We start from the raw sequence: 22,547 nt of genomic DNA, 5'->3' as shown, positions 1-22,547 counted from the left end.
ACCCGGCTCAACCACGCCAACCTGCATTGATGTTCGCGATGTACTCAAGCAGTTCCTCCCGTCCCTTGCGGGTCTCGGAGGAAGTGATGAACAAGGTGGGCAGCGTCTGCCAGGTCTTCTTCAGCACGCGTTTGAAGAGCGCCACGTTGCTTACCACCTGCGGTTGGCTGAGCTTGTCGCTCTTGGTGAACGCGATGACGAACGGCACCTGGTGCTCCCCAAGCCATTGGATCATCTCCAGATCGTTCTTCTGCGGCTCCAAGCGCACATCCACCAGCACGAACACGCATTGAAGGTTCTCGCGCTCCAGCAAGTACGTGTCGATCATCGTCTTCCAGGCTGCGCGCTCGTCGCGGCTCACCTTGGCAAATCCGTAGCCCGGCAGGTCGGCGAGCATCCATGCCATTCCAAGTCCCTTCTCGGCGGCGCGCGAAGTGGCGGGCTCCACCTTGAAATGCTCCACATTGCGCGTGCGGCCCGGTGTGTTGCTCACCCGCGCCAACTTGTTGATGCCCACGAGCATGTTCACCAAGGAACTCTTGCCCACGTTGCTACGGCCGATGAAGGCGTATTCCGGCAATGACGGTTTGGGCCAGTGCTCCGCTTTGCGGCCGCTGCCAAGATGTTCTGCGCGGAAATTCTGCATGTGGAGGAAGTGGCTAGTTGTTAGTGGTGAGTGGCGAGTGCTGGCATGAGCAGGACATGCCAGCACTCGCCACTCACCACTAACAACTCAATACTCTCTTTCATCCAATGGTCTTCACCAACCACGGTTCCACGATCGCATTGAACCGCTCGGGCTGCTCCATCATGGCGGCATGACCGCACTCGTCGATCCAGAAGAGCTCGCTGTTCGGCAGCAACTGATGGAACTCCTGGGCCACCTCGGGCGGCGTGATGGTGTCCTGCTTGCCCCACACGAGGCACACGGGTAGTTTCAGCTCAGGCAGGGCCTTGGCCATGTTGTGGCGGATGGCGCTCTTGGCCAGTGCCAGGATGCGGATCAGTTTCCCCTTGTCGTTGACGGTCTCGTAGCACTCCTCCACCAACGCGTCGGTGGCGTGCTGCGGATCGTGGAAGGTGAGCGCGATCTTCTTGCGCAGGTATTCCTTGTCCTCACGGCGCGGGAAGCTGCCGCCGAACGCGTTCTCGTACAACCCGCTGCTGCCCGTGAGCACGAGCGACTTCACCGAACCCTGGTACTTGTGCGTGTAAACCAGCGCGACATGTCCGCCCAGTGAGTTGCCCAACAAGTTCACCTGCCCGAAGCGTTTGTGCTCGATGAACCGGCGGAGGAACCGCGCCAGGTTCTCCACGTTGGTGGTGAGCATGGGCATGGTGTAGAGCGGCAGCATGGGCACCAGCACCTTGAAGCGTTTGCCGAAGTGCCCGATGGTCGTCTCGAAATTGCTCAGCGCGCCGAAGAGGCCGTGCAGGAAGATCACGGGCTCGCCTTCACCGTGCTCGATGTAGCTGAACTCGCCTTCCTGTTTCAGGTGATGTTGCATGGCAAGGGGTGCGACGAATGTAACCGCCCGGCCCGACCCGCAGGATCACTTCATCCGTTCCAACGCTTGGGCGGCATAGAAGCCCTTGCCCATGACCACATTGCCGAAATGTTGGCGCGCCGCCTCCCGGCCTTCGGTGCGTTCCACACATAAGGCGTAGTACCAGCGAGCCTCTTCATCGAAGGTCGTGACCTCATGTTCCGCGGCACGCTCGAAGTAGCGCTGCGCCTTGCGGAACAACCCAAGGTTGTAGCACGATAGCCCTGCATAGAACAGCGCGTTCACATCGTTGGGGTATTGGGCCAGCACAATGCGCAGGTCGGTGAGCGCGGCTTTATGATCGTTGCGGGCGAAGGCGGCCATCGCACCATCGAAGTGGTCGAGGTATTGGACCGGACTTGTCTCGGGCTCGGCTGCATCCTGCGCCGCCTTATCGGCATATCGGGCTGAAACACCGAGGTCGCTGATGGCAGGGGGATCATCACCGTAGAGTTCGTCCGGGTGCACCAACTTGAGGTCATGCAGGAAGACCAGTTGGCGAGAGTCACGCCGACGCTCAAGCACCTCTCTGGGTGGATCATCCAAGCGATCTGCAGCAATATCCAGCACCTCGACACGCTGAACGAACACCGTATCCCGGGCCACCACCACTTCTTCAGTCTTGATGGGGGGCTTCGCCTGAACTGCTTCATGGCCGATCTGTTCCGCCATTGCGATGGGCACCGCCCGGCTGATCTCCTGCACGGTGGGCAGTTCTTCCGGCCCTACCAGTGAGGTCTCTACCTCGACATGCCCGGTCGGAGTGCTCGAAACCTCGGGTCTGCTCACTGCCAGGAGTTCATCGTCCGTGCTGTTCAACAGCCAAGTAACGAACAACAGAAGAGCACATCCGGCGATCACCAGCGAACCTTTCAACCAAATGCTTCCCTTTTGCGCATACGGGTTCTTCAGGTCCGGCAGCGGTTGGGAAGAGCCCTTCAATCCGTCAATGGCTTCACGGCACAACGAGCAGCGCTCCAGGTGCACTTCCACACGATGGGCATCTGCACCGAGCACCTGCCCCTTGGCATAGTGCTCCAACGTTCGGCGGTCCAGGTGTTCCATCATCAACGTTGGTATTGGGTTGTGCCGCGCTCCAGGATCAGGCGCAGGTTGCGGCGTCCGTTCTGGATGTTGCTGCGCACGGTGTCGAACGCCATGTTCAATCGTTCGCCTACCTCGGCATAACTGAGCTTGTCCAGGTAGAAAAGGGTGATGCAAGCGCGCTGATCCTCCTTCAGTTCATTGATGGCATTCTCCATCCTTGCCAGCGCAGCTTCGCTCTCCAGATGAGCGGCCAGCAACTCGTCGGCTTCATCGAACGCGACCTCACTTGCATCCGCTCCGTTCAACAGGGTTGTGCGATCGGCGCTGCGGAGCTGCATGAGGCAGTGGTTGCGCATCACGGTGCGGAGCCATGCGGAAACACTGCGCACTTCATGTTGCACCAGGAGACGAGGAAGCTCGGCGAAGACGGTCATCACGGCGTCCTTGGCGGTGTCGGTGTTCTTCAGGTACTTCATACCAACACCGAACAGCAGATGGGCGTACCGGTCCCACAGTACGCCCAACGCCTCCGTCCGGCCTGCTTTCACTGCCTTCACCAATTCGTCATCGGTGCTTCGTTCGTTCTGTTTCCGCCGGAGGAACATTCAGTTGAGGGGCTGCTCCAAAGTTGGGGCGGCTTGCTCTTCCAGGGCTTGTTGTGCTTCCACCATCGCCCGGTATTCGGCAGCGCGTTGCTGCGCCCACAGCTCCTGGTAGGTCTTGGTCTCGATCACTACTACGCCGCCGGTGACATCGCCGTACTTGGCTGGCAGACCGCCTGTGTAAACGGTAATGCTGCTGATGCCGCTGCTCGGCACACGGGGCACCGATCCGCTCACCTTCACCCCATCGAGGAACGTTACCATGTTCTCGGTTCGACTTCCCCGGAAGTAGAGACCGTCGCCGTTGGCTTGCTTCTGCACTCCGGCAAAGCTCGACCCGATGAACTTCGCTGGCGTCTTGATGTTGGGGTCTTTGGCGAATTCGGCAGCAAGCAGGGTTTGCCTGGACGGGTCGTCGATATCAATTAGCGGGCGGCGGAAGACATAGTCAGGCTTTTGCTTCGGGCGCACCGTTGCTCCAGGAATCACCTTTACAATGGGCTCGAGCATTAGATCCAGTTTCGTGAATCTGTCCGGATGCACAGGAACGGCTTGAACGGTTGTTTCCTCCTTGCCCGGTGCAACTGCCTTCACTTGATACATTCCGGTAGGTATCGGCTTCAGCACGAAGCGGCCATCATCGTCCGCCTCAGTGTGCATATCGCCACCGGGCAATTGCACTAGCACCGCCGCGAACGGCACCGCTTGTTTGTCCTGGTCGGTTACCCGCCCGCGGATCTCGCCCATGGTTTGGGCTTGGGCAGCCAAGGCGCTCAGCGCGAAGGCCACCGATAGGAGTCTGGTTCCCATGATCGTGTTGTTTGACCATAGGATGCGGAAGGTCCTACGAATGCACATGTGACCATTGTTCCATGTGCCCATCAATACCCCCGCACATGGTCATATGGTCACATGGAACAATGGCTTCACACCTCCTCAGCCACCACCTCCCTTACCCCTGGCACCATCTGGCGCAGCAGGTTCTCGATGCCGCCCTTCAGCGTGACCATGCTGCTGGGGCAGCCACTGCACGAGCCCTGCAATTGCACGGTGACCACGCCATCCTTGAACGAGCGGAAGGCGATATGGCCGCCGTCGTTCTCGACATTGGGCTTCACGTATTCATCGAGCACATTGATGATACGCGCATCATCCTCACCGATCGGTTCGGCATGGCTCACGGCGCGCTGCTCGGCCTTCTGCATGTCCGTGGCGCTGATATCGGTGTTCAGCACGCGGCCATCTTCACGCAGGTAGTCCTGGATGTACTCGCGCAGTTCGAGTTGCACCAGGTCCCAATCCACGCTGTTGTTCTTGGTAACCGTGATGAAGTTGCTCCCGAGGAACACCCCAGTGACGAAGGGCAAGTTGAAGATCTTCTCGGCCAGGGGCGAAATGCCTTCCGCTTCCTGGGGGCTCGTGAACTCCAGCATGCGGCCCTCTGGGAGCAGCGGCAGGTTGGTGACGTAGCGGAGCGTGGCCGGGTTCGGCGTGCTTTCGGCGTACACCGTGTAGGGCTTGCGGGTGGCGGTTTCCATGGCGGGGCGAAGGTAGGCTGCCAAAAAACCCGAAGGCTTCCAAGGCCGAACCCATCCAGGGCAGCGGGCGTTCTGCGGGCGCTCTACTTTCGCACCAGCATGGCCCACCACCGTTCCGTTCGCCTCTCCGCCCTATTGGCTGCCTTTGTGCTGCTGGCGGCTGCGTTGGCGCCGACGGTGTGCCGCACCACCTGCCTCATGAGCGGGCGTAGTGCCGTGGAGGTGGGGCATGTGGAGGATTGCTGCGACAACGAGCAGGCCTCCGACCAGCCGCAGTTGCGGGCGGCGTGCTGTGTGCACAGTGAGGCCACCGCCGACCTCAACGACCATGTGGTGGCGCAAGGCTTCAAGCTGGTGGTCGACCAACCTTTGGTGGCGGAGTTCGTCGAACCCGCGAACCTCTTTGTTGGTGCCGTGGCGACCATCGCCGCCGCCGACCGCGCGCCACCGTTGCGCGCACCCGAGCGGCTCAGCCGCCTGAGCATCTTCCGCTTGTAAGGGACTTCTTCCGTGCGTGCCGTGCAGGATCGCGGTCACGCTGCCGTTTTCCCTCCATTCATTCCGGAAGAAGTCATGCAACCAAGAACGTTTTCCATCCTCATCCTCTTGATCCCGCTGCTCGCACGAGCTCAGGACATCACCGGCGTTGTACTGGGCCAACAGCGCGATGGCACCGTCCCCGTTCCGTTCGCCACAGTGAAGTGGGACGGCAGTGTCCTGTCCACAAGCACCAACGACAAGGGCGCCTTCACCATAACGTCCGCACCGGTTTGGCCGGCCCAGCTCGTGGTAATGGCCGATGGTTACGCGAACGATACGCTCCGGCTTGGCGCAGCACCGGTCGGCCCTCTGAGCTTCACCCTTCAGCCCGTGAAGGAGCTCGGCGGCGCCCGCATTGTGGAACGCCAACAAGGCGTGCTGCTCAACACGCGCGACCCGATCAACAGCGAGCGCATCACTCAGAAGGAATTGAAGCGGGCGGCATGCTGCGACCTGAGCGAGAGCTTCGAGACCAATGCCACGGTTGACGTGAACTACGCCGATGCCGTGAGCGGAACGAAGGCCATCAAAATGCTCGGGCTCGATGGGAAGTACGCGCTGATCAGCGTGGAGAACATCCCGTTCCTGCGCGGCCTGAGCAGCACGTACGGCCTCACCCTGTTGCCCGGTCCGTGGATCCATGGGATCAACGTGAGCAAGGGCACAGGCCCCGTGGTGAACGGCTTCAGCAGTATGACGGGACAGATCGACCTGGGCCTGCTCCAGCCCCGTGCAGCCGAGCCGCTCTTCGTGTACATGTACGGCAACAGCCAGGGACGCTTTGAAGCGAACGTGCACAGTGCACAACGCATCGACAGCGCGTGGCACAACCTGCTGATGGTTCACGGCAACTTCAACGGCACGCAACTGGACCAGAACAAGGACGGGTTCCTGGACAATCCGCTGAACCGCCGCATCAACATCCTGGACCGTGTGCAGTACGAGGGCAATGGCAGCGATGCGCACATCGGTCTACGATATGTTAACGACGAACGTATTGGGGGCGAAGTGCAGCGCGATGCTGACGTGGGCCCGGCGATTCCGCGCTACGGGGTGAACATCCTGAACGAGATGGTGGACCTGTTCGCAAAGGGCGGCTTCGTCTTCCGCAACGATGCCACACGCAGCATGGGTTTCATCGGTAACTTCAGGCAGCACACCTCGGATGCGACCTACGGGATCCGCAGCCACCAAGGCAAGGAACACAGCGGCTCATTGAGCGCGATCTACCAGCAGTTGCTGCGCGATGGCAACGACCAGCTGAAGGCCGGGCTCTCCTTCAACTACGCGGATTTCGCCGAGCAATACCGCGACAGCACGTTCGGGCGTACCGAGCGCATTCCCGGCGCGTTCGCGGAGCACACCCTGAAGCGCGGCGCCTTCACAGCAGTCAGCGGCCTGCGCTTCGACATGAACGACCGGTACGGCAACTTCCTCTCGCCGCGGCTTCACCTTAAGTACGACCTCGGTCCGTTGACTGCACTACGCGCATCGGGCGGGCATGCGTTGAGAAGTGCGAACCCGTTCGTGGAGAATGCCGGTGCCCTGGCCAGTTCAAGGGATGTGATCGTCCCTGAAGACCTCGATGCGGAGCGCTCGTGGAACTTCGGCATAGCCTTCACACACAAGTTCAAATGGCTGCAACGCAAGTGGGCTTTCAACGTGGATGCGTACCGAACGGAGTTCACGCACCAAGTGGTGACCGACATGGACGCCAGCGCACATGAGCTGCGCATCTACAACCTCGATGGACCGTCCTACGCCAACACCGTGCAGGCCGATGTGCAGATCGAACTCATCCGACCGTTGCAACTGAAACTGGCCTACCGCTGGTATGATGCGCGCACCACGTACAGCGGACGCCTGCTCCAGCGGCCGTTCGTTCCTGAGCACCGGGCCATGGCCGACCTGGCCTTCACCAGTCCGAACGAGAAGTGGCGTGCTGACATCACGCTCAACTGGTTCGGCAGCAGCCGCATCCCCGACTTGTCCGGAAACGTGGAAGCGCACCACTTCGAAGTGCGTGCGCCGGACTACTTCGTACTGCACGCCCAAGTCAGCCGCGTGTTCGGCCCTGTGGAGCTTTACTTCGGGGCGGAGAACCTCACCGACTACATGCAACACCAGCAGATCATCGACCCGGCCAACCCCTATGGCCCGGACTTTGACGCCAGCATCATTTGGGGACCCACCAACGGACGCATGTTCTACGGTGGCTTCCGTTACGCCATCAACAAAAAGAAAAACAACACTGCCGAGTGAACGGCAACCTCACCATGAAAACCCTGTTGACCTCCCTAGCGCTACTGCTCGCTTTGGGCGCCAGCGCGCAGAAGAACATCGCCAGCCTCGACATCAAGACGAGCACCATCTGTGACATTTGCGAGAAGACCATCGAAACGGAGCTCATCTACGAAAAGGGCGTGAAGAAGGTGGATGTGCACCTTGACGACTCCATGGTGCACGTTCAATACGACGAGACCAAGACGAGCCCGGAGAAGATCCGCGTAGCGATCAGCAAGCTTGGATACTCCGCCGACGATGTGCCGGGCGATGAGGCCGCGTTCAAAAAATTGCCGGCCTGCTGCCAGAAGGAAGGCTGCGGAAAACCCAAGACCGGCAACTGAGATGGCCTTGGTACGCGCGTTGAACGGCACGACACCGCAATTTGGGAACGATGTCTTCCTAGCGGAAACAGCCGTGGTGATCGGCGACGTGGTGATGGGCGACCAGTGCAGCGTGTGGTACAACGCCGTGATCCGCGGCGATGTGAACGCCATCCGCATCGGCCACCGCACCAACATCCAGGACCTGGCCATGCTGCATTGCACTTATCAGCGTGCGGCGCTCACCATCGGCAACGACGTGAGCATCGGGCATAGCGCCATCGTCCACGGCTGCACCATCCACGACAAGGTGCTCATCGGCATGGGAGCCATCGTGATGGACCATGCTGTGATCGGCGAGGGAAGCGTTGTGGCGGCAGGCGCCGTGGTGCTGCAAGGCACCGTGATAGAACCCGGCAGCCTGGTGACCGGCGTTCCCGGCAAGCGCGTGCGGGCCGTCGGCGAGGACCTCAGCAAGAACGAGATCGAGCGGATCGCGGGGAACTACCTGAAGTACGCCAGCTGGTACAGGTCGTAGACACCGGGCGGACGTTCAGAGAACGAGCTGATCTTCCACCCAGAACGCCGCATCAAGCGCGTCGCATTCCACATCCAAGGTTTCCATCAAGGATCGGAAGAGCACGGGATCGCCGCTCGTGTGGCACTCCAACCGACCGTGGCCTGACGTGGCAAGCGCCCCTGCTTCACGCAACACGTGCTCCACGCGGCGTGCGATGGCGGGCGCGGGGTCGATGACGCGCACTGCCGGACCAACGATGCGCTCGATGAGCGGCCGTACGAACGGGTAGTGCGTGCATCCGAGGACCAAGGCATCGATGCCTTGTTCCGCCATCGGATCCAACCATCCCCGCAGCATGGCTTCTGTTTCCGGCGTGTACAGCTCACCGGCTTCGATCTGCCGGACCAGTCCCGGGCAGGCCTGCTTGATGACCTTCACGTCCTGTGCGAACCGTTCCACGATGCTGGCGAACACTTCGCCCTGCACGGTGGCCACGGTGGCGATGACGCCGACCACGCCGGTGCGGGTATGCTCGACTGCAGGTTTCACGGCAGGCTCCATGCCCACGAAAACCACTTGCGGGAGCTCTTCGCGCAATGGCTTCAGGGCGGCAGCACTGGCCGTGTTGCACGCGATGACGATGAGCTTGCTGCCTCGCTCCAACAGAGCGTGGGTAATGCCCCGGCTCAGGCGCAGGATCTCGGCGTTGGTCTTATCGCCGTACGGGATATGCGCGTTATCGCCGAAATAGAGCAGGCGCTCCGCGGGGAGCGCCTGCCGTATGGCTTTGGCGACGGTGAGGCCGCCGATGCCGCTATCGAAAATGCCGATCGGACGGGTGTCGCCCGTGCTCATGCCTTATTGGATGCCGAGCTTGGCCTTCACCTTCGCCATCACGTCGTCCCCGCCGTCGAAGTACAGGACGATGCCCACACTGCTGTCGAAGATGTAGGTGTACTTGCCTTCCTCGGCCACGGCTTTCACCGCTCCGTTGGCACGGTCAACCATGGGCTTCAGCAGTTCATCCTGCAGTTTGGCCAGGTCTTCCTGGGCCTTTTCCTGCGCGGCAACGATGCGCTGCTCCATGCCCTGCAGTTCATCGATGGCCATGCTCTTTTCCGTTTCGGTCATGTTCTGCTTGGCCTGCAGTTCGTTGCGCCGAGCGTCATACTCAGCGCCCATGGCCTTGATGCGGGCATCGAGGCTTTGCGCTACCTCCTGCATCTTGGCCTCAGCCTGAGCCCGTTCTGGCAGGGCCAGCATCAGCGTCTTCATGTCGATATGGCCGAGCTTGCCTTGGGCCATGCCGGGCATGGCGGTGATCATCACAAGGGCTGCTGCGGTAAGGAACTTCTTCATCTTCTGTTCAGGGTTGAGGGGACCAAGGGTAAGTGGTCCTTGCTTGTTATCGGGGTTTGCTGATCGTGTTTCCACCGCCATCGTTCCCGCCGCCGCGCGGTGCCTCCTCCTTCGGGGCATCGTCGCTGCCGCCGCCGCCACCCTCCTCCTCATCGTTGCCACGGGTATTTCCACTGTCGGTGTCCTTGTCGTCCTTCAGGCCAAGCTTGCGCATCACGGCGCCGGTCTTGTCCCACTTCTGGCTGGCAAACAGGATGCCACTGGCGCCACCGAGCTCGAAAACAGCGGCGTACTGGGTTCCGGCAATCTCCTTCACCGCCTGGTAGATCTGGTCCTGGATGGGCTGGATGAGCTCCTGCCGCTTCTTGAAGATGTCACCACCCACACCGAAGCGCTTCTTCTGGAGATCGCGTGCTTCACGCTCGCGTTTCTCGATGTCCTCCATGCGGCTCTTCTTCATCTCCTCGGTGAGCAGGATGGCCTCCGCGTTGTAGGCATCACGCATACGCTTGATCATGGCGTGGCGTTCCTCCACTTCGGCCTGCCACTGAGCGCTCAGGCGGTCGAGTTCTTTCTGCGCGGTCTCGTACTCCGGCATGCGCTCCAGGATGTACTTGGTGTCCACGAAGGCGATCTTGGTCTGGGCCAACGATACCATCGGCGCAGCGATCATCAGTGCTGCGATGGTCAGGAAGAGGAAGCGCTTCATGGTGAAGGGTGTCGAATGTAAGCGGGCGGCTCAGAGCTCGCCCAGGTCGATGCCGATGGAGAAGTGGAACTGGCTCTTGGCCATGCTGGGCACGGACGGCACGTCATCGAGGCGCCAGCCGTAATCGAGGCCCATGGGACCGAACATGGGAAGGTTCAGACGAAGACCGAAGCCCGCGCTTTTGTACAGGCTGAACGGATCGAAACGGTCGAAGTTGCCCCATGTGTTGCCTGCTTCGGCAAAGGCCAGCATGTAAATGGTGGCGCTGGGGTTGAGCGATATCGGGAACCGCAGTTCGGTGGTGTATTTGGTGATGAACTGCGAACCGACCACACGACCGCTTGCGCTGCGCTCAGTGATGGCGTTGTCGTCGTAACCGCGCAAGGCGATGATCTCACGGCCGTCCAATGAGAATCCGCTCAGGCCGCTGCCACCGAGGTAGAAGCGCTCGAAGGGCGAATCGCCCATGTTCTTGTTGTAGCGACCCAGGAAACCGAAGCCCGCGCGGGTCATCAGCACGAGGTCATGGCCCTTCTTCTGGCGGGTAAGGCGCGTGAACCACTGCGTGGTGAATTTCCACTTGTGGAACTCGGGCCACTCGTAGCGCTCCTGGTCGGTGAGCGTGGTCAGGTCGCGGTTGCCCATGAACAGGCTGTACGGCGCTGTGGCCTTCACACTGAGCAGGATGTTGCTGCCCTGGCGCGCGAAGAAGGGATTGTCCACCGAGTTGCGGTTCAGGCTCAACTGATAGGCCAGCACGTTGCTGGTGCCGTTGGTGAAGCTGAACAGGTTGAAGTAGTTGTCCAGCATGTAGCGCTGGTAGCTGATCGTGTGCCGCAGGATGAAGTAGTCGTCCGGGAACGTGAGGCGCTTGCCCAAGCCGAGGGTGCCGCCGATGATCTCCAGTTTCTGCTGCGATGGGTCGTCGTTGGTGAGACCGTTCGTTTGGATGTTGTAATAGCCCGAGACACTCAAGGCGTTCGGCTTGCGGCCGCCGAGCCATGGCTCCACGAAACTGATGCTGTAGCTCTGGAAGTAACGGCCGGTGGTCTGCGCGCGCAGGTTCAGCGTTTGGCCATCGCCGGCGGGCAGCGGTGTCCAAGCGTTCTTCTTGAACAGGTTGCGCATGCTGAAGTTGGTGAACGACAGGCCCAAAGAGAGCACCAGTCGGCTGGCCCCATAACCACCGCTGAGCTCCAAACGGTCGCTGGGCTTCTCTTCCACGGTGTACTCCAGGTCAACAAGACCGGTGCGCTGATCGGGCATCGGGTTAACGCCCAGCTTCTCCGGGTCGAAGAAGTTGAGGTTGGCCAGTTCGCGTTGGCTGCGGAGCACGTCGCTGCGGTCGAACAGGTCACCGGGCTTGGTGCGCAGTTCCCGGCGGATGACGTGGTCGTAGGTCTTCGTGTTGCCCTTGATGATGACGTTGCGTATACGGTACTGCTTGCCCTCGCGGATGCGGACTTCCAGGTCGATGCTATCGCTCTCCGATACGGTTTCGATGGCCTCCGGGTAGAAGCTCAGGTAGCCACGGTCCATGTACAGCGAACTGATGTCGTTGCCCGCCTGGCTCATGTAAAGCTTGCTCTCCAGCAGTGCCTTGTTGTAGATGTCGCCGCGCTTGATCCCCAGGATCTGTTGCAGCGTATCGGTCTTGTACTTCGTGTTGCCCGTGAACCGGATATCGCGGAAATAGAAACGGTTGTCCTCGTCCAGATCGATCTCGATGCGGATGCGCCGCTTGCTCACCTGGTACATCGTGTCGCGCACGATGGCCGCATTGCGGAAGCCCTTGCTGTTGTAGAGGTCAATGACCTTCTCCTTGTCGCCTGCGTACTCCGTCTTGTTGTACTTGCTCGATCCGAAGATGTTCCACCAGCGTTTGCGCTTGGTCTCCTTCATGGCGCGGCGCAGGCGGCGGTCCTTGATGTTGGTGTTGCCGGTGAAGTCGACATCCTTGATGCGGATGCGCTTGCCTTTGTCCACGTCTATGAACAGCATCTCACCGTTGGTCATCAACGAATCCGGGTATCGCCGCGTGCCCACCTTGGCAAAGAGGAATCCCTTATCGACGTAGTGGGCCTTCACCATTTGCTGCACGCTGTTGACCAACGTGGGTGTCAGTTGCTGGCCGCCTTGCAGCTGCATCTCGTCGCGCAGTTTCTCCGCCTCGTTGCGCGTAACCCCATTGAACTTGAAGCGGCTCATTCTGGGGTTCTCCTTCACAATGATGTTCAGGAAGATGACGCTGCCACGGATCTCCGCTGCTTCGATGCGCACGTCGGTGTAGAGGCGCTGCTTCCAAAGACGCTCAATGGCGTCGGCGATCTTCGGGCCGGGTACAGACAACTTCTGCCCCACTTGCAGGTTGCTGAACAGCTTGGCCGCGTTGGCATCGGTGTGCACCGCACCGCTCACCGTAATGCCGCCGATCTCGTATTCCCGGGCGAAATTGGGATCCATCACAGGACCCGTCGCTTGCTGCCCGTAAGCGGTGAAGCAGGCAAGCAGAATAGCAGTGAAGCACTTAAGCAGACGCGCTGCTCCCGGAAAACGGCTCATGGGTTCACCTGTTCGCTGATGAGCCCGAAACGGCGCTCGCGTTGCTGGTAATTGAGGACGGCCGTGTAGAGTGCCGCCTTGTCGAAATCGGGCCACATCACCGGGCTGAAGTAGAGCTCAGCATAAGCGATCTGCCACAACAAGAAGTTGCTGATGCGTTGCTCGCCGCTGGTGCGGATGAGCAGTTCTGGATCGGGCAAGCCGCGCGTGGCCAGATGGCGTTCCACCACGGATTCGTCAATGGCTTCGGGGGCCAAACGGCCGTCCTTCACCTCGTTGGCAATGTGTTGCACCATGCGCACCATCTCCCAGCGGCTGCTGTAGCTGAGCGCCAACGTGAGCGTGATGCGCGTATTGCCCTGCGAGGTGCGCATGGCCTGGAAAAGTGTCTCCCGGCAACCGGTCGGCAGGCTATCCAGGTCGCCGATGGCATTGATGCGGACCCCGTTCGCCATCAGTTCCTCCATTTCGCTGGCCAGGGTGCGCACCAACAGGTCCATCAAGGCGTTCACCTCCTCCTGTGGGCGGTTCCAGTTCTCGGTACTGAAGGCATAGAGCGTCAGGTACTTCACGCCCAGCTCGGTGCACCCGGTCAGCGTCTCGCGCACGCTGCGCACCCCGTTGCTGTGCCCGAAGATGCGCTCCTCCCCTTTCTCCTTGGCCCAACGGCCATTGCCGTCCATGATCACGGCCACATGGCCCGGCACCCGTTGGGGGTCGATGCTGGCCTTGAGGGCCTCCAGGGATTGGCCGTTTTTCGTCACGGCCGCGAAGGTCGCATTCCGCCCCGGATGGCGTTGGGAAAGATCGTGAAGGGGTGCGACTAGCCTTGGCTCCGGCTTCCATTTCACTCCTTCACCAACGTCACACCAGTGAGCATCCGCCGCTCATCCGTGATGTGCGCGTTGTACACACCCGGTGGTTTCCCGGACAGGTCGAGGGGTATGCTCTGCTCGTAGGCGTTGCCCAAGCTCCTATCCACCACCGTGCGGCCCAGCGCATCGAACACCCGCAAGCGCAAGGCGCCGGTGGTTTCCAGCTCTTGCGGCAGGGCCAAGGCAAGAGTGAAGAGCCCGCTGCTGGGGTTGGGGTAAGCGTGCAGGGCGTCTTGCAAGCCGAGCATGATTTCGATCAAGCCCGTTAGTTGGCAACCCGGCACCACGCAGCCGAAGCTGTCCATCTTCACAACTATGATCGTATTCATGGCGGGGTGGGGCGCACCAACGAAATACTGCGAGCCCGAGCCCACCGCAATGAACCCTCCATCACTTGTGGGTTCAATATCCGGGAGGTCATGGAAGCCGCCCATGAAGAAGACCTGCCGGTCCCAAATGCTATCCCCATCACTGGTGAATTTCCGCACGAAGGCTGCGCCGCCCCATCGACCTGTGCCTATCAACGATCCATCCGGTAGTTCATCAAGATCCATCATTGCAGCATCAGAGCCGTAGCGGAATTTCTTGTCCCAAATGGGTACACCCCCAGGGCTCCACTTGATCAGATTGGCGTAGCTAGGACCGCCGCCTGTATCCGCATAATCACTTGCTGTAACGATGTTGCCATCTTGGGTAGCCACTACGGACCCTGCGAAGTAGCCCCTGTTGCCGAACTGCCGCCGCCAGATCTGGTTGCCCAAGCTGTCGGTACGGATCAGCATGCACCGATCGGTACCAGTTGCGTTCAGGCTGTACCCGGCAAGAAGGAACCCTTCGTTCAAGTACTCAGCGATAGCAAAGACATCCTCCTCCCGACCAAGTTGGCCAAAAACTTTGGACCATAATGTATCGCCAAGATTGGTGGTTCTGAGCAACAGTACTTGGCTCACACTGGTATCGATGGCGCTCCGTGACTCGAAACCTGCCAAGACAAACCCACCCTGACCAAGACGGACGCTCGCCCGCACACCGCAGTAACCAGAGTCCGATTGTTGCAGATGATACAGTCGCTTGGTTCGAAGGGTATCACCTGCCAGGTTCAACCAATATAGACTGACTGTGTCGCTGTATGAGTATCCGAAACCCGTCACCGCGGCCACCGTGGTGTCAGCACTTAACTCGGGCAGCGGATCTATAATCCCAAAGTTGTAGTGCTGGTCAATGCCGTACTGTGGATCGTTCTCCCACAACCATTGGCCATCCAAATCAACCTTATGGATCACAGTGTGCGTGCGGAACGTGCCATCAGATGCAACTTGTTGTGCAAAGACCAAGTACCCGTCATCCACCTCCTGCACACCAACTCCTTGACCTGCGTAGCCATACCCCACACTGTCCAAGTACACTTGGAAGGTGCCTTGGGCGGAGGCCAAAAGACCCCCGCCCAAGAGCGCGACAAGCAACGCGACCGAACGCATCAGCGCACCACCGAGAACTTGGTTTCCGCCACACGCAGCCCATCCATGGTCAAGCTAGCCATATACAGTCCAACCGGCAGCGTGCGCACATCTACTTCAACCCCAGCTGGAGAACCCAGCAAGGGCTTGCGGTCCACGAGCCGACCATCGGCAGCCCATACCTCTATCACACCCTGCTCGAAGCCAGCCGGGTAAGCAAGCACCACGCGGTCGGAGGCAGGATTCGGAACGGCGTTGAGCAGAGCGTCCAGCGAGAATCGCGGCCTGTCCGGCTTTGGCGCATTCGGATAGCGCATGGCCTCCGGAAGTTCCTTCCATGGCAAACTGTCCGTTTCACCAAGGAACAAGCGCCAAGCCCAAGCATCAGCAGCACCGAACTGTTCAGCGTTCGTTGCAAGTGCCAGTAAATCAGCCCTGTGCGCTGGGGTAAGCGTTTCGATGTCCCCTCCTGCGTTTAGAAGCATGTTGCTCGGTGTGAGTTGGCCCTCGTGTTGCGGCACAGTCGTGTGAGTTGGTTACATATCGCGCACGTTCATTCCACCACCAACCTAACCCCCGTCAACATCCTCTTCTCATCAGTAATGTGCGCGTTGTACACACCCGGTGGCTCGCCGGACAAGTCCAGCGCAACGGTTTGCTCCAACTGCCTGCCCAACACCCGGCGCACCACCAAGCGCCCACGCGGATCGAACACCTGCAACAACAGATCGCCTTGTACTTCAACCGCTGCGGGCATCTCCAGTTGCAAGTTGAAGCGCCCAGCGCTGGGGTTGGGCGCCACCTGCAACGCTCCCTCCAAGCCGATCAACTGCTCCTGCAACCCCACGTATTGGCAGCCGGGCACCAAGCAGCCCAGGCTGTCGAGCTTTAGAAGCCAGAGATACCGCGTAGCCAAGTTGGCCGACTCCTTAACCTCGCCTGTCAGGACAATACCACCATCCAAAGCTGGCTCAATGTCCCATGGTACCTCCGGCGCATGTACCATACCGCTATTGAAATGCGAGTACTCCCGACGCCACAGTGAATCGCCATCCAGGGAGAAGCGGTAGATCAAGGCTTTCACCCAAAAGTTGCGCTGCACCGATGCGCAGGCGATGAAGGTGGTGTCACTGTCCTGGAACGCATCGGTGAACATGGTTTCCTCGCTGTCCCAATGGCCCGGTTCGCCACGGTAGTCCCAAGCAAACGTGCCACCCGTATCCACGGCCAGCATATATGATCCGTTTGGTGCAGGGCCCAGGGCATCGTCCCAACGGCCCAAGCACAGCACGGTGCCATTGCTCAAGGGCAATACCGTGAACCAAGGCGCAAAAGGCCCTGGGAACATGTAGGCCCATTGATCCACCCCCGTGCTGTCGAACTTCATCAGGTAGTCGCTGACCGGGGACAAAGACGGTAGCTGACCCATGCCAATCGCGTAAAAAGCATCGTCCAATCCAACGTTGCCAGCATACACGACGATCTTCTGGATCCGATAGCGATCCAAGACCACACCACTCGTATCGAGACGCACAATGAACGAACGGTCCGGGTTCGGTTGTGGGAAGCCGTCTATGAACCTTCCCGTGACACAGATGTGAACGCCATCAGTGAAAACCGACCTCCCGTAGGCAAATGAATCAGCCCACACAAGACTTGTCCACAGCGTATCGCCTTGTGTGTTGTATTTGACCAGTCTTACTGTATCACCAGTTGCATTGCCCGAATAGGTATTGACTGCCACCAAGTATCCTGTACCGTTCGGTGCAGCAACGGCCGCTGTGGTTTGGGGCAGCCGTTGGTCGCCCGGCTCACTGTGGTTCATTTGCCAAACCATGTTGCCGGCCAAGTCGAATTTCGTGATCATGATATCATGATCCAATGTGAGTTGCTCCTGCTGGTTTCCGAACACCAAGTATCCGTCAGGCAGGCATTTCACAGCGTGTCCTTCCGCGTAGTAGTCTCCGAGCTGGTTTGCCAATACCACATTGAACGTCTGGCCGCACAAACTCCCGGCAGCCAGGCTCCAACCGGCCGCTGCGGCCAGTTGGAGCAGGCATGTGGGTTTCATCGCTGGATGCTTAGGGATGTACTGAGTGGCGTACCCTGAACAGCCAACTGGTAAAGACCAGGTGGCAAGGCGCTGGCATCGAGATCCAGCACCCCGGCACCTAGCAACTGCTGCCGCTGTACTTCACGTCCAGCCACATCGAGCACCACCATCCAATTCCCAGCAAAGGCTACAGGCCAAACCACGTAGGCCGCGTTGTTCGCGGGGTTCGGATAGGCTGCCAAGGCAGGGCGCGCCGCACCTGATGTGCCGGTTGCATGCGGTTGTTCCATCGAGCGGAAATGCTCAGGGATCTCCACTGGTGGCACATACGTGCTCGCGCCCGCCTCCCACAGCGCACGCGCAACCAGTGCAGCACCTGCTTCGCCCGCTTCCATCACCGAGGTAAGTTCGCTCACTTCGGCGGGCGTGAAAAGTGCGGGATCGCCACCGTGCGCTTGCAATGCGAGCAGCAACTTGCGGTAGCCGCTGCGGCCGTTGAGGTTAAGGCCAGGTCCGTCCAATTCGGCCAAACCAGCGCTCCAGTTCTGTGCGGACATGGCCAACTCGGTGCGCAATTGGGTGTGCAGAGGGTCATTGTCTCCAAACAGGAGTACGCGCAGGGTATCCACCCCATCGAAGCTGTTGGTATCGGCACTCAAGTACCAGCCATAGCGGGCCATTGCCATGGCCTTTTCGCTACGGCGCAGTACGATCTCGCTCTCTAACACTTGCTTGAAGCTGGTGCCTGATCCTGCCTGCGCATCGGCCACAATACCCATGAAGAAGGGCGAGAGGTATTCTCCGTACAGCAAGGTTTTGTAGACGCCTTCGTTCAGCGGCACATTGGCCACCATTACCTGCGTAAGGTGCCAGTTGTCCAAGGCGGGTTCGCGACGCATGGACTCCATCAGCACCTCGTCGCTCAATGGGCTGCTGCCCAAGAGCAGGTCGCGCAGGGCGCTGCTGCTCCATGCTGGTTCGGCATGCAAGGCGTTCAGCAGATCGTGCTCGCTGCCGCTGTCCAGGGCACCGTCCAGTGCAGCTTGGGCGCTCACAAGCAAACCATTTGCGGTGTGGTACCGCTGTCCGTACTCGGTCACCTGGATCACATCGTCCAGCGCGCCGCCACCGCAGGTCACGGCATCGCTATGCGGCCCACTACCATTCACGGGCACATCGGCAAAGCCACCCCATCCGTCACACAACACATCGCTCACTGGATCCTGGTTCCGGAACACCGTGGTGGTCATGTTGGGTGACCAGCCGGGGATAACGTTCCAAGCCGCATCCAAATACCAATCAAAGGTGTTGATGCAATCCGCCGGGTCCAGGAACCGATTGCCGCTCAGTTGCTGGTTGGGGAACCCTTGGTTGGGGCGGATGATGCTCTGAGCGTTGAGCGCAACATCGATTTGACAGTTTGTGTAGTCTCCGCAGTACACCGCCAAGCCCCATTGCTCTTCGGCCGGTGCATCGCCACGGTGGATGTAGCGCACCAGGTTGCCGAACTCAAGACCCTCAAAGTCGTTGTCATAGATCTTGTTCTCCAAGTAGGTCCAGTTGGCTTGGTTCAAGTTCGGCGCGTAGCCCAAGAAGTAGATACCAGAATTCTGGTCCCATGCCCCACCCGTGAAGCTGTTGCGCTCCACCGTGTATAACTGACTTTGCCAGAGGAACATGCCCGTCGGTGGTGTTGAGAAGCCGGTCGCGGATGGCACATCGAACGTGTTGTTGGTGTACTGCGCGAAGCGGCAGTTGAAATCGACCAAGCCATAGAGGTTCCCCTCGAAGTGCATTTCGTCCACCAAGGTGCTGGTAAGGATGTTCGAGCCGCCCAGCATGCCAATGCGCCAGTTGCGGAAGTAGGTGTTGGCCGGGTTGGCATCGCCGTTCACGAACACCAGGGCACTGAAAGCGACCAGACCAACACCGGCATCTTCGGCAGGGTACGCACCATCATTCCCGAAGCGGCAGTTGGTGAAGGCCACACCACGCGTGTTGCTGATCCATGCCTGAGCAATCGGTAGGATGGGCGCATCGGGCCAATTCTGGTCCACCGTGAATGAGGTGTTGTAGAACCACGACATCTGGTTGGGAGTGAAGGTGTAGTTCTCGACACGAGCACCATAGCGGCAGTTCCGGAACGTGGTGCTAGAGGCCCGCACAATGCCGCCATAGAACCCGCCAACTGCTTGGCCGTTCAGCTCGCGGGCACACCAAGCGCCCACTTCGGCACGGTCCACAATGGTGTTGTTGGTGAAGAACGCGAAGCCTTGGTCGCCACCGATCACGGGCAGTTGATCCACACCGGGTGTGCCCTCCACACGCACACCGGGCCAACGGAGATTGGCGCATGGCAAACTGGTGAGCAGGCAGTTGTCGAACTTCGCATAGCCACCACGCCTAACGATGAGCCGCGCATTCGGCGCAAAGCGCACCACCATGTTGTTCACGGTCAACCGGCAACCGGTCTCTACGATGACATCCTGCGTGAAGGTGACATTGTTCGACCCTCCGAAGAAGTTGCCACCGGGCTGCCACACTACAGTAGTGCCGAACGAGTTGGGGAAGGTGTGGCCAGGTTCAGCGTCGAGGCTCTCGGAATACTCGCAGCAAGCGCCTTGCGGCGACAGCGCCAAGACCTGCTGCTCGGCATAGTTGTGCATATCCGGCAACAGGCTCGGAAAGTTGTTGGAGGCATAGATGTATTCGGGGCGCGGCCCAAGGACGCCCGTCACAGGAAGGGGGTCAACCCATGAGCCGGCCAGTGCTGGTAGGTCGGGCGATAGCTTGCATGCTGCACGACCAGCGCTCAGGACATACAACGCAGGTGCATTGCCCGAAGGTGCCTTATCGATGGCCAAGGTTCCATGGGACAGCTCCTGCGGATCCGTGATGCTAAGTGCGCTGGTCAGGTCAGTGACCGCATAGTTCGACAAGTTGATGCTGCAAAGCGTCGGTCCGGGATGCTGGAGTACGTACAGGTGCTGTCCTGAAGGACTGAAGACAAGACCCGTCACGTTGGTGACCACGTTGTTGGCGTTGATGGTTGTGATGTCCTGCAACCACTCAATGGTGCCGTTGAAGTAAACCTTGAACAAGAAGACGGAAGGCCCTGTGTTGCCAGTGTACCGGCCAGCCTTGGTCATGGCGAAATAGACATCGCCCGTGTTGGGGTTCTTGCCGAACACACATGTGCCACCGTAGGGTCGGCGCGGGTCGTAGCCGAACTCGGAAGTGGAGCTATTGATCGGTTCTCCTTCAGTGAAGCAATCCGTTTTCACGATACCCGTGGATGTGATCGTGTAGTAACACAGCCCGACCTCGTCGATCACAAAAAGCAACTTGTCTTCATTCACCAGATCATCCGTGTCGTACAATGCCAGCTGCAAGCCCCATTCGTATCCGAAGCTCAGTCCGTTCTCTTCATCGAGATTGATCATGCACACGCTGACGAAGCCTGCAACGGCATTCCCATTGGCTTGCCATGAAGGCATGTTGGAATATTGGTCCCCTAGCTGAGCATCAAGCAATGGGTCGTTCCACACGTAGTCCTGGTCCAAAACACGACCATTTCTGCCGGGCCAATGGGCGCTGGGTTCCTCCAGATCAAGGATCGAATAACCCAGAGCATGGAAATCCGCACCGGGAACATCGTATCCGGCAACGAGGTAGTACCGCGTACACGAGCCTGGGATCAGCGTTACGGCTACTTGCCCGATGCCTGTGAACAAGCACTCTTGGCAGTTGGCCGCCAAACTGTTGTCCGCGATCAGATAGCCTTCGGCATCGAAAACCTTCCCATCGATCACGAAGAACAACAGGTCACCCTCGTCATCATAAAGCGCGTTCTGGGAATGAACCGGTGCCTCGCCATGATAGAGCCGTGGATCATTGCCTGGATGGACTTGGAAGGCGCTTAACGGAACCGAACCCAAAGCTTGTCCGATCAACATTTGCTGCGGTCCGTTCGCAACAATGGCATCTTGGGCCATGGCTTCACGACTTGACGATAGCAGTCCGATCAAAAATCCCCCCCCCCATTATCAACACCTGTTCAAAACGGGTTCGTTTTCCTGCCGCTGCCGTAGCGCGGCGCACCTTGTCCAAGTCTGTTCTCATGGCCTTCGGTTGTTTCGTGTTGGTGCTGCCAAGGTGCTCACTTGGCCAGCCAATGCCAAAGCGAGTTTTCAACCGGGGTTAACCGGTAAGAAGAAAAATGGCAGAAGAGCAACAACACTACCGCCTCCTCTCCCGCATGCTCTTGTAGAGCTCGTCGCACTCGGTGAACTTGGGGCCGAGGAGGATGGTGATGCTGAGGCCGGTGTACTGGTACCAGTCGGTGGTCTTGCCGTCGCCGCGGGCCCGCCCGGCGTTGGGGTCCCCATTGGTGCGATCGGCCCCTGTTCTGTCGGCCAGTGCCGCGCTGAGGTCACCGTTCTCGAACTCCAGCACGGCATTGTCCACATACAGACCGCTCACGTCGTCGATGTAGTCGGTCTTGGTCTTCCGCAGCCCCCACTCCAGTTGGATATCCACCCGCTTCAGGTTGAACTTCAGGCCCGTCCCGAAAGGATAGGCCAGATTGTCCAAGGCATAGGGCTCATTGGTCCCGGCACTGGTGCCCTGTCCTTCGGTACCCAATGGGGCCAGGTCGAAGCGCACGCCGTTAAGGTCCGCTTGCGGGTTCACCCGGAAGTAGGCGGCGCCCAGGAAGATGAACGGGGTCCAGCTCTTCTTCTCCTTTCCTGCCCGGTAAGGGAAGAAGTTGATCTCCAACAGGCCGGCCACCTCGATGAGGCTGGTGGTGAAGCTCAAGCCCCGGTATTGCGCGTTGGGGTCCGGGCTGTCGCTATCGAAGGCCTCCAACCGGCTGTACAGCCCTTGCAGCCGGAAGGCATAGCGCTCGTTGAAGTTGTACCGGTAAACCAGCCCGAAACCCGGCTTGGCGTTGTAGTAATGCCGGGTGTTCAGGTCGCCGATGTAGTAGGTGAGCCCTCCCGTGATGCCCAGCTCGCTCACCTGCGCCTTGGTAGCCAGGGAGGAGAACAGCAGGGATAGGATGGCAAAGAGGCGGCCGGGACGCATGCGGGGCTTCAACGTGGGTGGTCGGCGGAAAGGTATCCGGGGGC

At 59.6% G+C, this 22,547-nt stretch carries 20 protein-coding genes; 4 read left to right on the top strand and 16 right to left on the bottom strand.

All coding sequences use genetic code 11. From position 1 onward, the window contains the following. Positions 1-7: 7 nt before the first annotated feature. The 6 genes from IPJ76_11645 to IPJ76_11620 all read right to left on the bottom strand — a co-directional run bounded on the left by IPJ76_11645 (position 8) and on the right by IPJ76_11620 (position 4,734). Positions 8-646: a YihA family ribosome biogenesis GTP-binding protein gene (locus IPJ76_11645; GenBank protein QQR85267.1), complete on the bottom strand. Its 639-nt coding sequence runs from the start codon at positions 644-646 to the stop codon at positions 8-10. 100 nt (positions 647-746) lie between these two features. Continuing rightward, positions 747-1,508: an alpha/beta hydrolase gene (locus tag IPJ76_11640; protein QQR85266.1), complete on the bottom strand. Its 762-nt coding sequence runs from the start codon at positions 1,506-1,508 to the stop codon at positions 747-749. A gap of 45 nt (positions 1,509-1,553) precedes the next feature. After that, the gene (locus IPJ76_11635) at positions 1,554-2,615 is read right to left on the bottom strand and encodes a hypothetical protein (GenBank protein ID QQR85265.1); all 1,062 of its coding nucleotides are present in this window, start codon (positions 2,613-2,615) and stop codon (positions 1,554-1,556) included. After that, positions 2,615-3,199 carry a sigma-70 family RNA polymerase sigma factor gene (locus IPJ76_11630; protein ID QQR85264.1) on the bottom strand — a complete coding sequence of 195 codons (585 nt, stop codon included), beginning with the start codon at positions 3,197-3,199 and terminating at the stop codon, positions 2,615-2,617. The genes IPJ76_11635 and IPJ76_11630 overlap by 1 nt, the downstream gene beginning before the upstream one ends. Beyond that, the gene (locus IPJ76_11625) at positions 3,200-4,006 is read right to left on the bottom strand and encodes a carboxypeptidase regulatory-like domain-containing protein (GenBank protein ID QQR85263.1); all 807 of its coding nucleotides are present in this window, start codon (positions 4,004-4,006) and stop codon (positions 3,200-3,202) included. 116 nt (positions 4,007-4,122) lie between these two features. Next, positions 4,123-4,734, bottom strand: a complete 612-nt coding sequence (locus tag IPJ76_11620) for a NifU family protein (GenBank protein QQR85262.1) — start codon at positions 4,732-4,734, stop codon at positions 4,123-4,125. Between the two features lie 99 nt (positions 4,735-4,833). Between IPJ76_11620 and IPJ76_11615 the strand changes: the two genes are divergently transcribed. From IPJ76_11615 to IPJ76_11600, 4 genes are all read left to right on the top strand, one after another. Then, complete coding sequence (locus IPJ76_11615) at positions 4,834-5,232, top strand: hypothetical protein (GenBank protein ID QQR85261.1); 399 nt, start codon at positions 4,834-4,836, stop codon at positions 5,230-5,232. A 75-nt stretch (positions 5,233-5,307) separates the two neighbouring features. Next, a complete protein-coding gene (locus tag IPJ76_11610) occupies positions 5,308-7,536 on the top strand; it encodes a TonB-dependent receptor (GenBank protein ID QQR85260.1) in 2,229 nt (742 codons plus the stop codon). Positions 7,537-7,550: 14 nt separating this feature from the next. Continuing rightward, positions 7,551-7,901 (top strand): heavy-metal-associated domain-containing protein, encoded by a 351-nt coding sequence (locus tag IPJ76_11605; protein ID QQR85259.1) that lies wholly within the window; start codon positions 7,551-7,553, stop codon positions 7,899-7,901. Between the two features lies 1 nt (position 7,902). Continuing rightward, the gene (locus IPJ76_11600) at positions 7,903-8,418 is read left to right on the top strand and encodes a gamma carbonic anhydrase family protein (protein ID QQR85258.1); all 516 of its coding nucleotides are present in this window, start codon (positions 7,903-7,905) and stop codon (positions 8,416-8,418) included. A 15-nt stretch (positions 8,419-8,433) separates the two neighbouring features. Here IPJ76_11600 and murI read toward each other — a convergent pair whose 3' ends face one another. The 10 genes from murI to IPJ76_11550 all read right to left on the bottom strand — a co-directional run bounded on the left by murI (position 8,434) and on the right by IPJ76_11550 (position 22,503). Further along, entirely contained in the window at positions 8,434-9,255 is an 822-nt protein-coding gene (murI, locus tag IPJ76_11595; protein ID QQR85257.1) for a glutamate racemase, read from the bottom strand. A 3-nt stretch (positions 9,256-9,258) separates the two neighbouring features. Next, positions 9,259-9,759, bottom strand: a complete 501-nt coding sequence (locus tag IPJ76_11590) for an OmpH family outer membrane protein (GenBank protein QQR85256.1) — start codon at positions 9,757-9,759, stop codon at positions 9,259-9,261. Positions 9,760-9,805: 46 nt separating this feature from the next. After that, on the bottom strand, positions 9,806-10,468 hold the full coding sequence (locus IPJ76_11585; GenBank protein QQR85255.1) for an OmpH family outer membrane protein: 663 nt from the start codon (positions 10,466-10,468) through the stop codon (positions 9,806-9,808). Positions 10,469-10,498: 30 nt separating this feature from the next. Further along, the gene (gene bamA / locus IPJ76_11580; GenBank protein ID QQR85254.1) at positions 10,499-13,030 is read right to left on the bottom strand and encodes an outer membrane protein assembly factor BamA; all 2,532 of its coding nucleotides are present in this window, start codon (positions 13,028-13,030) and stop codon (positions 10,499-10,501) included. After that, the gene (locus IPJ76_11575) at positions 13,027-13,773 is read right to left on the bottom strand and encodes an isoprenyl transferase (protein QQR88449.1); all 747 of its coding nucleotides are present in this window, start codon (positions 13,771-13,773) and stop codon (positions 13,027-13,029) included. The genes bamA and IPJ76_11575 overlap by 4 nt, the downstream gene beginning before the upstream one ends. Before the next feature lie 104 nt (positions 13,774-13,877). Further along, positions 13,878-15,383: a T9SS type A sorting domain-containing protein gene (locus IPJ76_11570; GenBank protein ID QQR85253.1), complete on the bottom strand. Its 1,506-nt coding sequence runs from the start codon at positions 15,381-15,383 to the stop codon at positions 13,878-13,880. Further along, on the bottom strand, positions 15,383-15,847 hold the full coding sequence (locus IPJ76_11565) for a T9SS type A sorting domain-containing protein (GenBank protein QQR85252.1): 465 nt from the start codon (positions 15,845-15,847) through the stop codon (positions 15,383-15,385). Before IPJ76_11565 ends, IPJ76_11570 begins: the two co-directional genes overlap by 1 nt. 68 nt (positions 15,848-15,915) lie before the next feature. Further along, complete coding sequence (locus IPJ76_11560; protein ID QQR85251.1) at positions 15,916-17,433, bottom strand: T9SS type A sorting domain-containing protein; 1,518 nt, start codon at positions 17,431-17,433, stop codon at positions 15,916-15,918. Further along, entirely contained in the window at positions 17,430-21,410 is a 3,981-nt protein-coding gene (locus tag IPJ76_11555; protein QQR85250.1) for a T9SS type A sorting domain-containing protein, read from the bottom strand. Before IPJ76_11555 ends, IPJ76_11560 begins: the two co-directional genes overlap by 4 nt. Positions 21,411-21,654: 244 nt before the next feature. Then, a complete protein-coding gene (locus IPJ76_11550) occupies positions 21,655-22,503 on the bottom strand; it encodes a hypothetical protein (GenBank protein QQR85249.1) in 849 nt (282 codons plus the stop codon). Positions 22,504-22,547 lie beyond the last annotated feature (44 nt).

This window comes from Flavobacteriales bacterium (assembly GCA_016699575.1).
Lineage (GTDB): Bacteria > Bacteroidota > Bacteroidia > Flavobacteriales_F > PHOS-HE28 > PHOS-HE28.
This window is presented reverse-complemented; position numbering and strand designations above follow the sequence as displayed.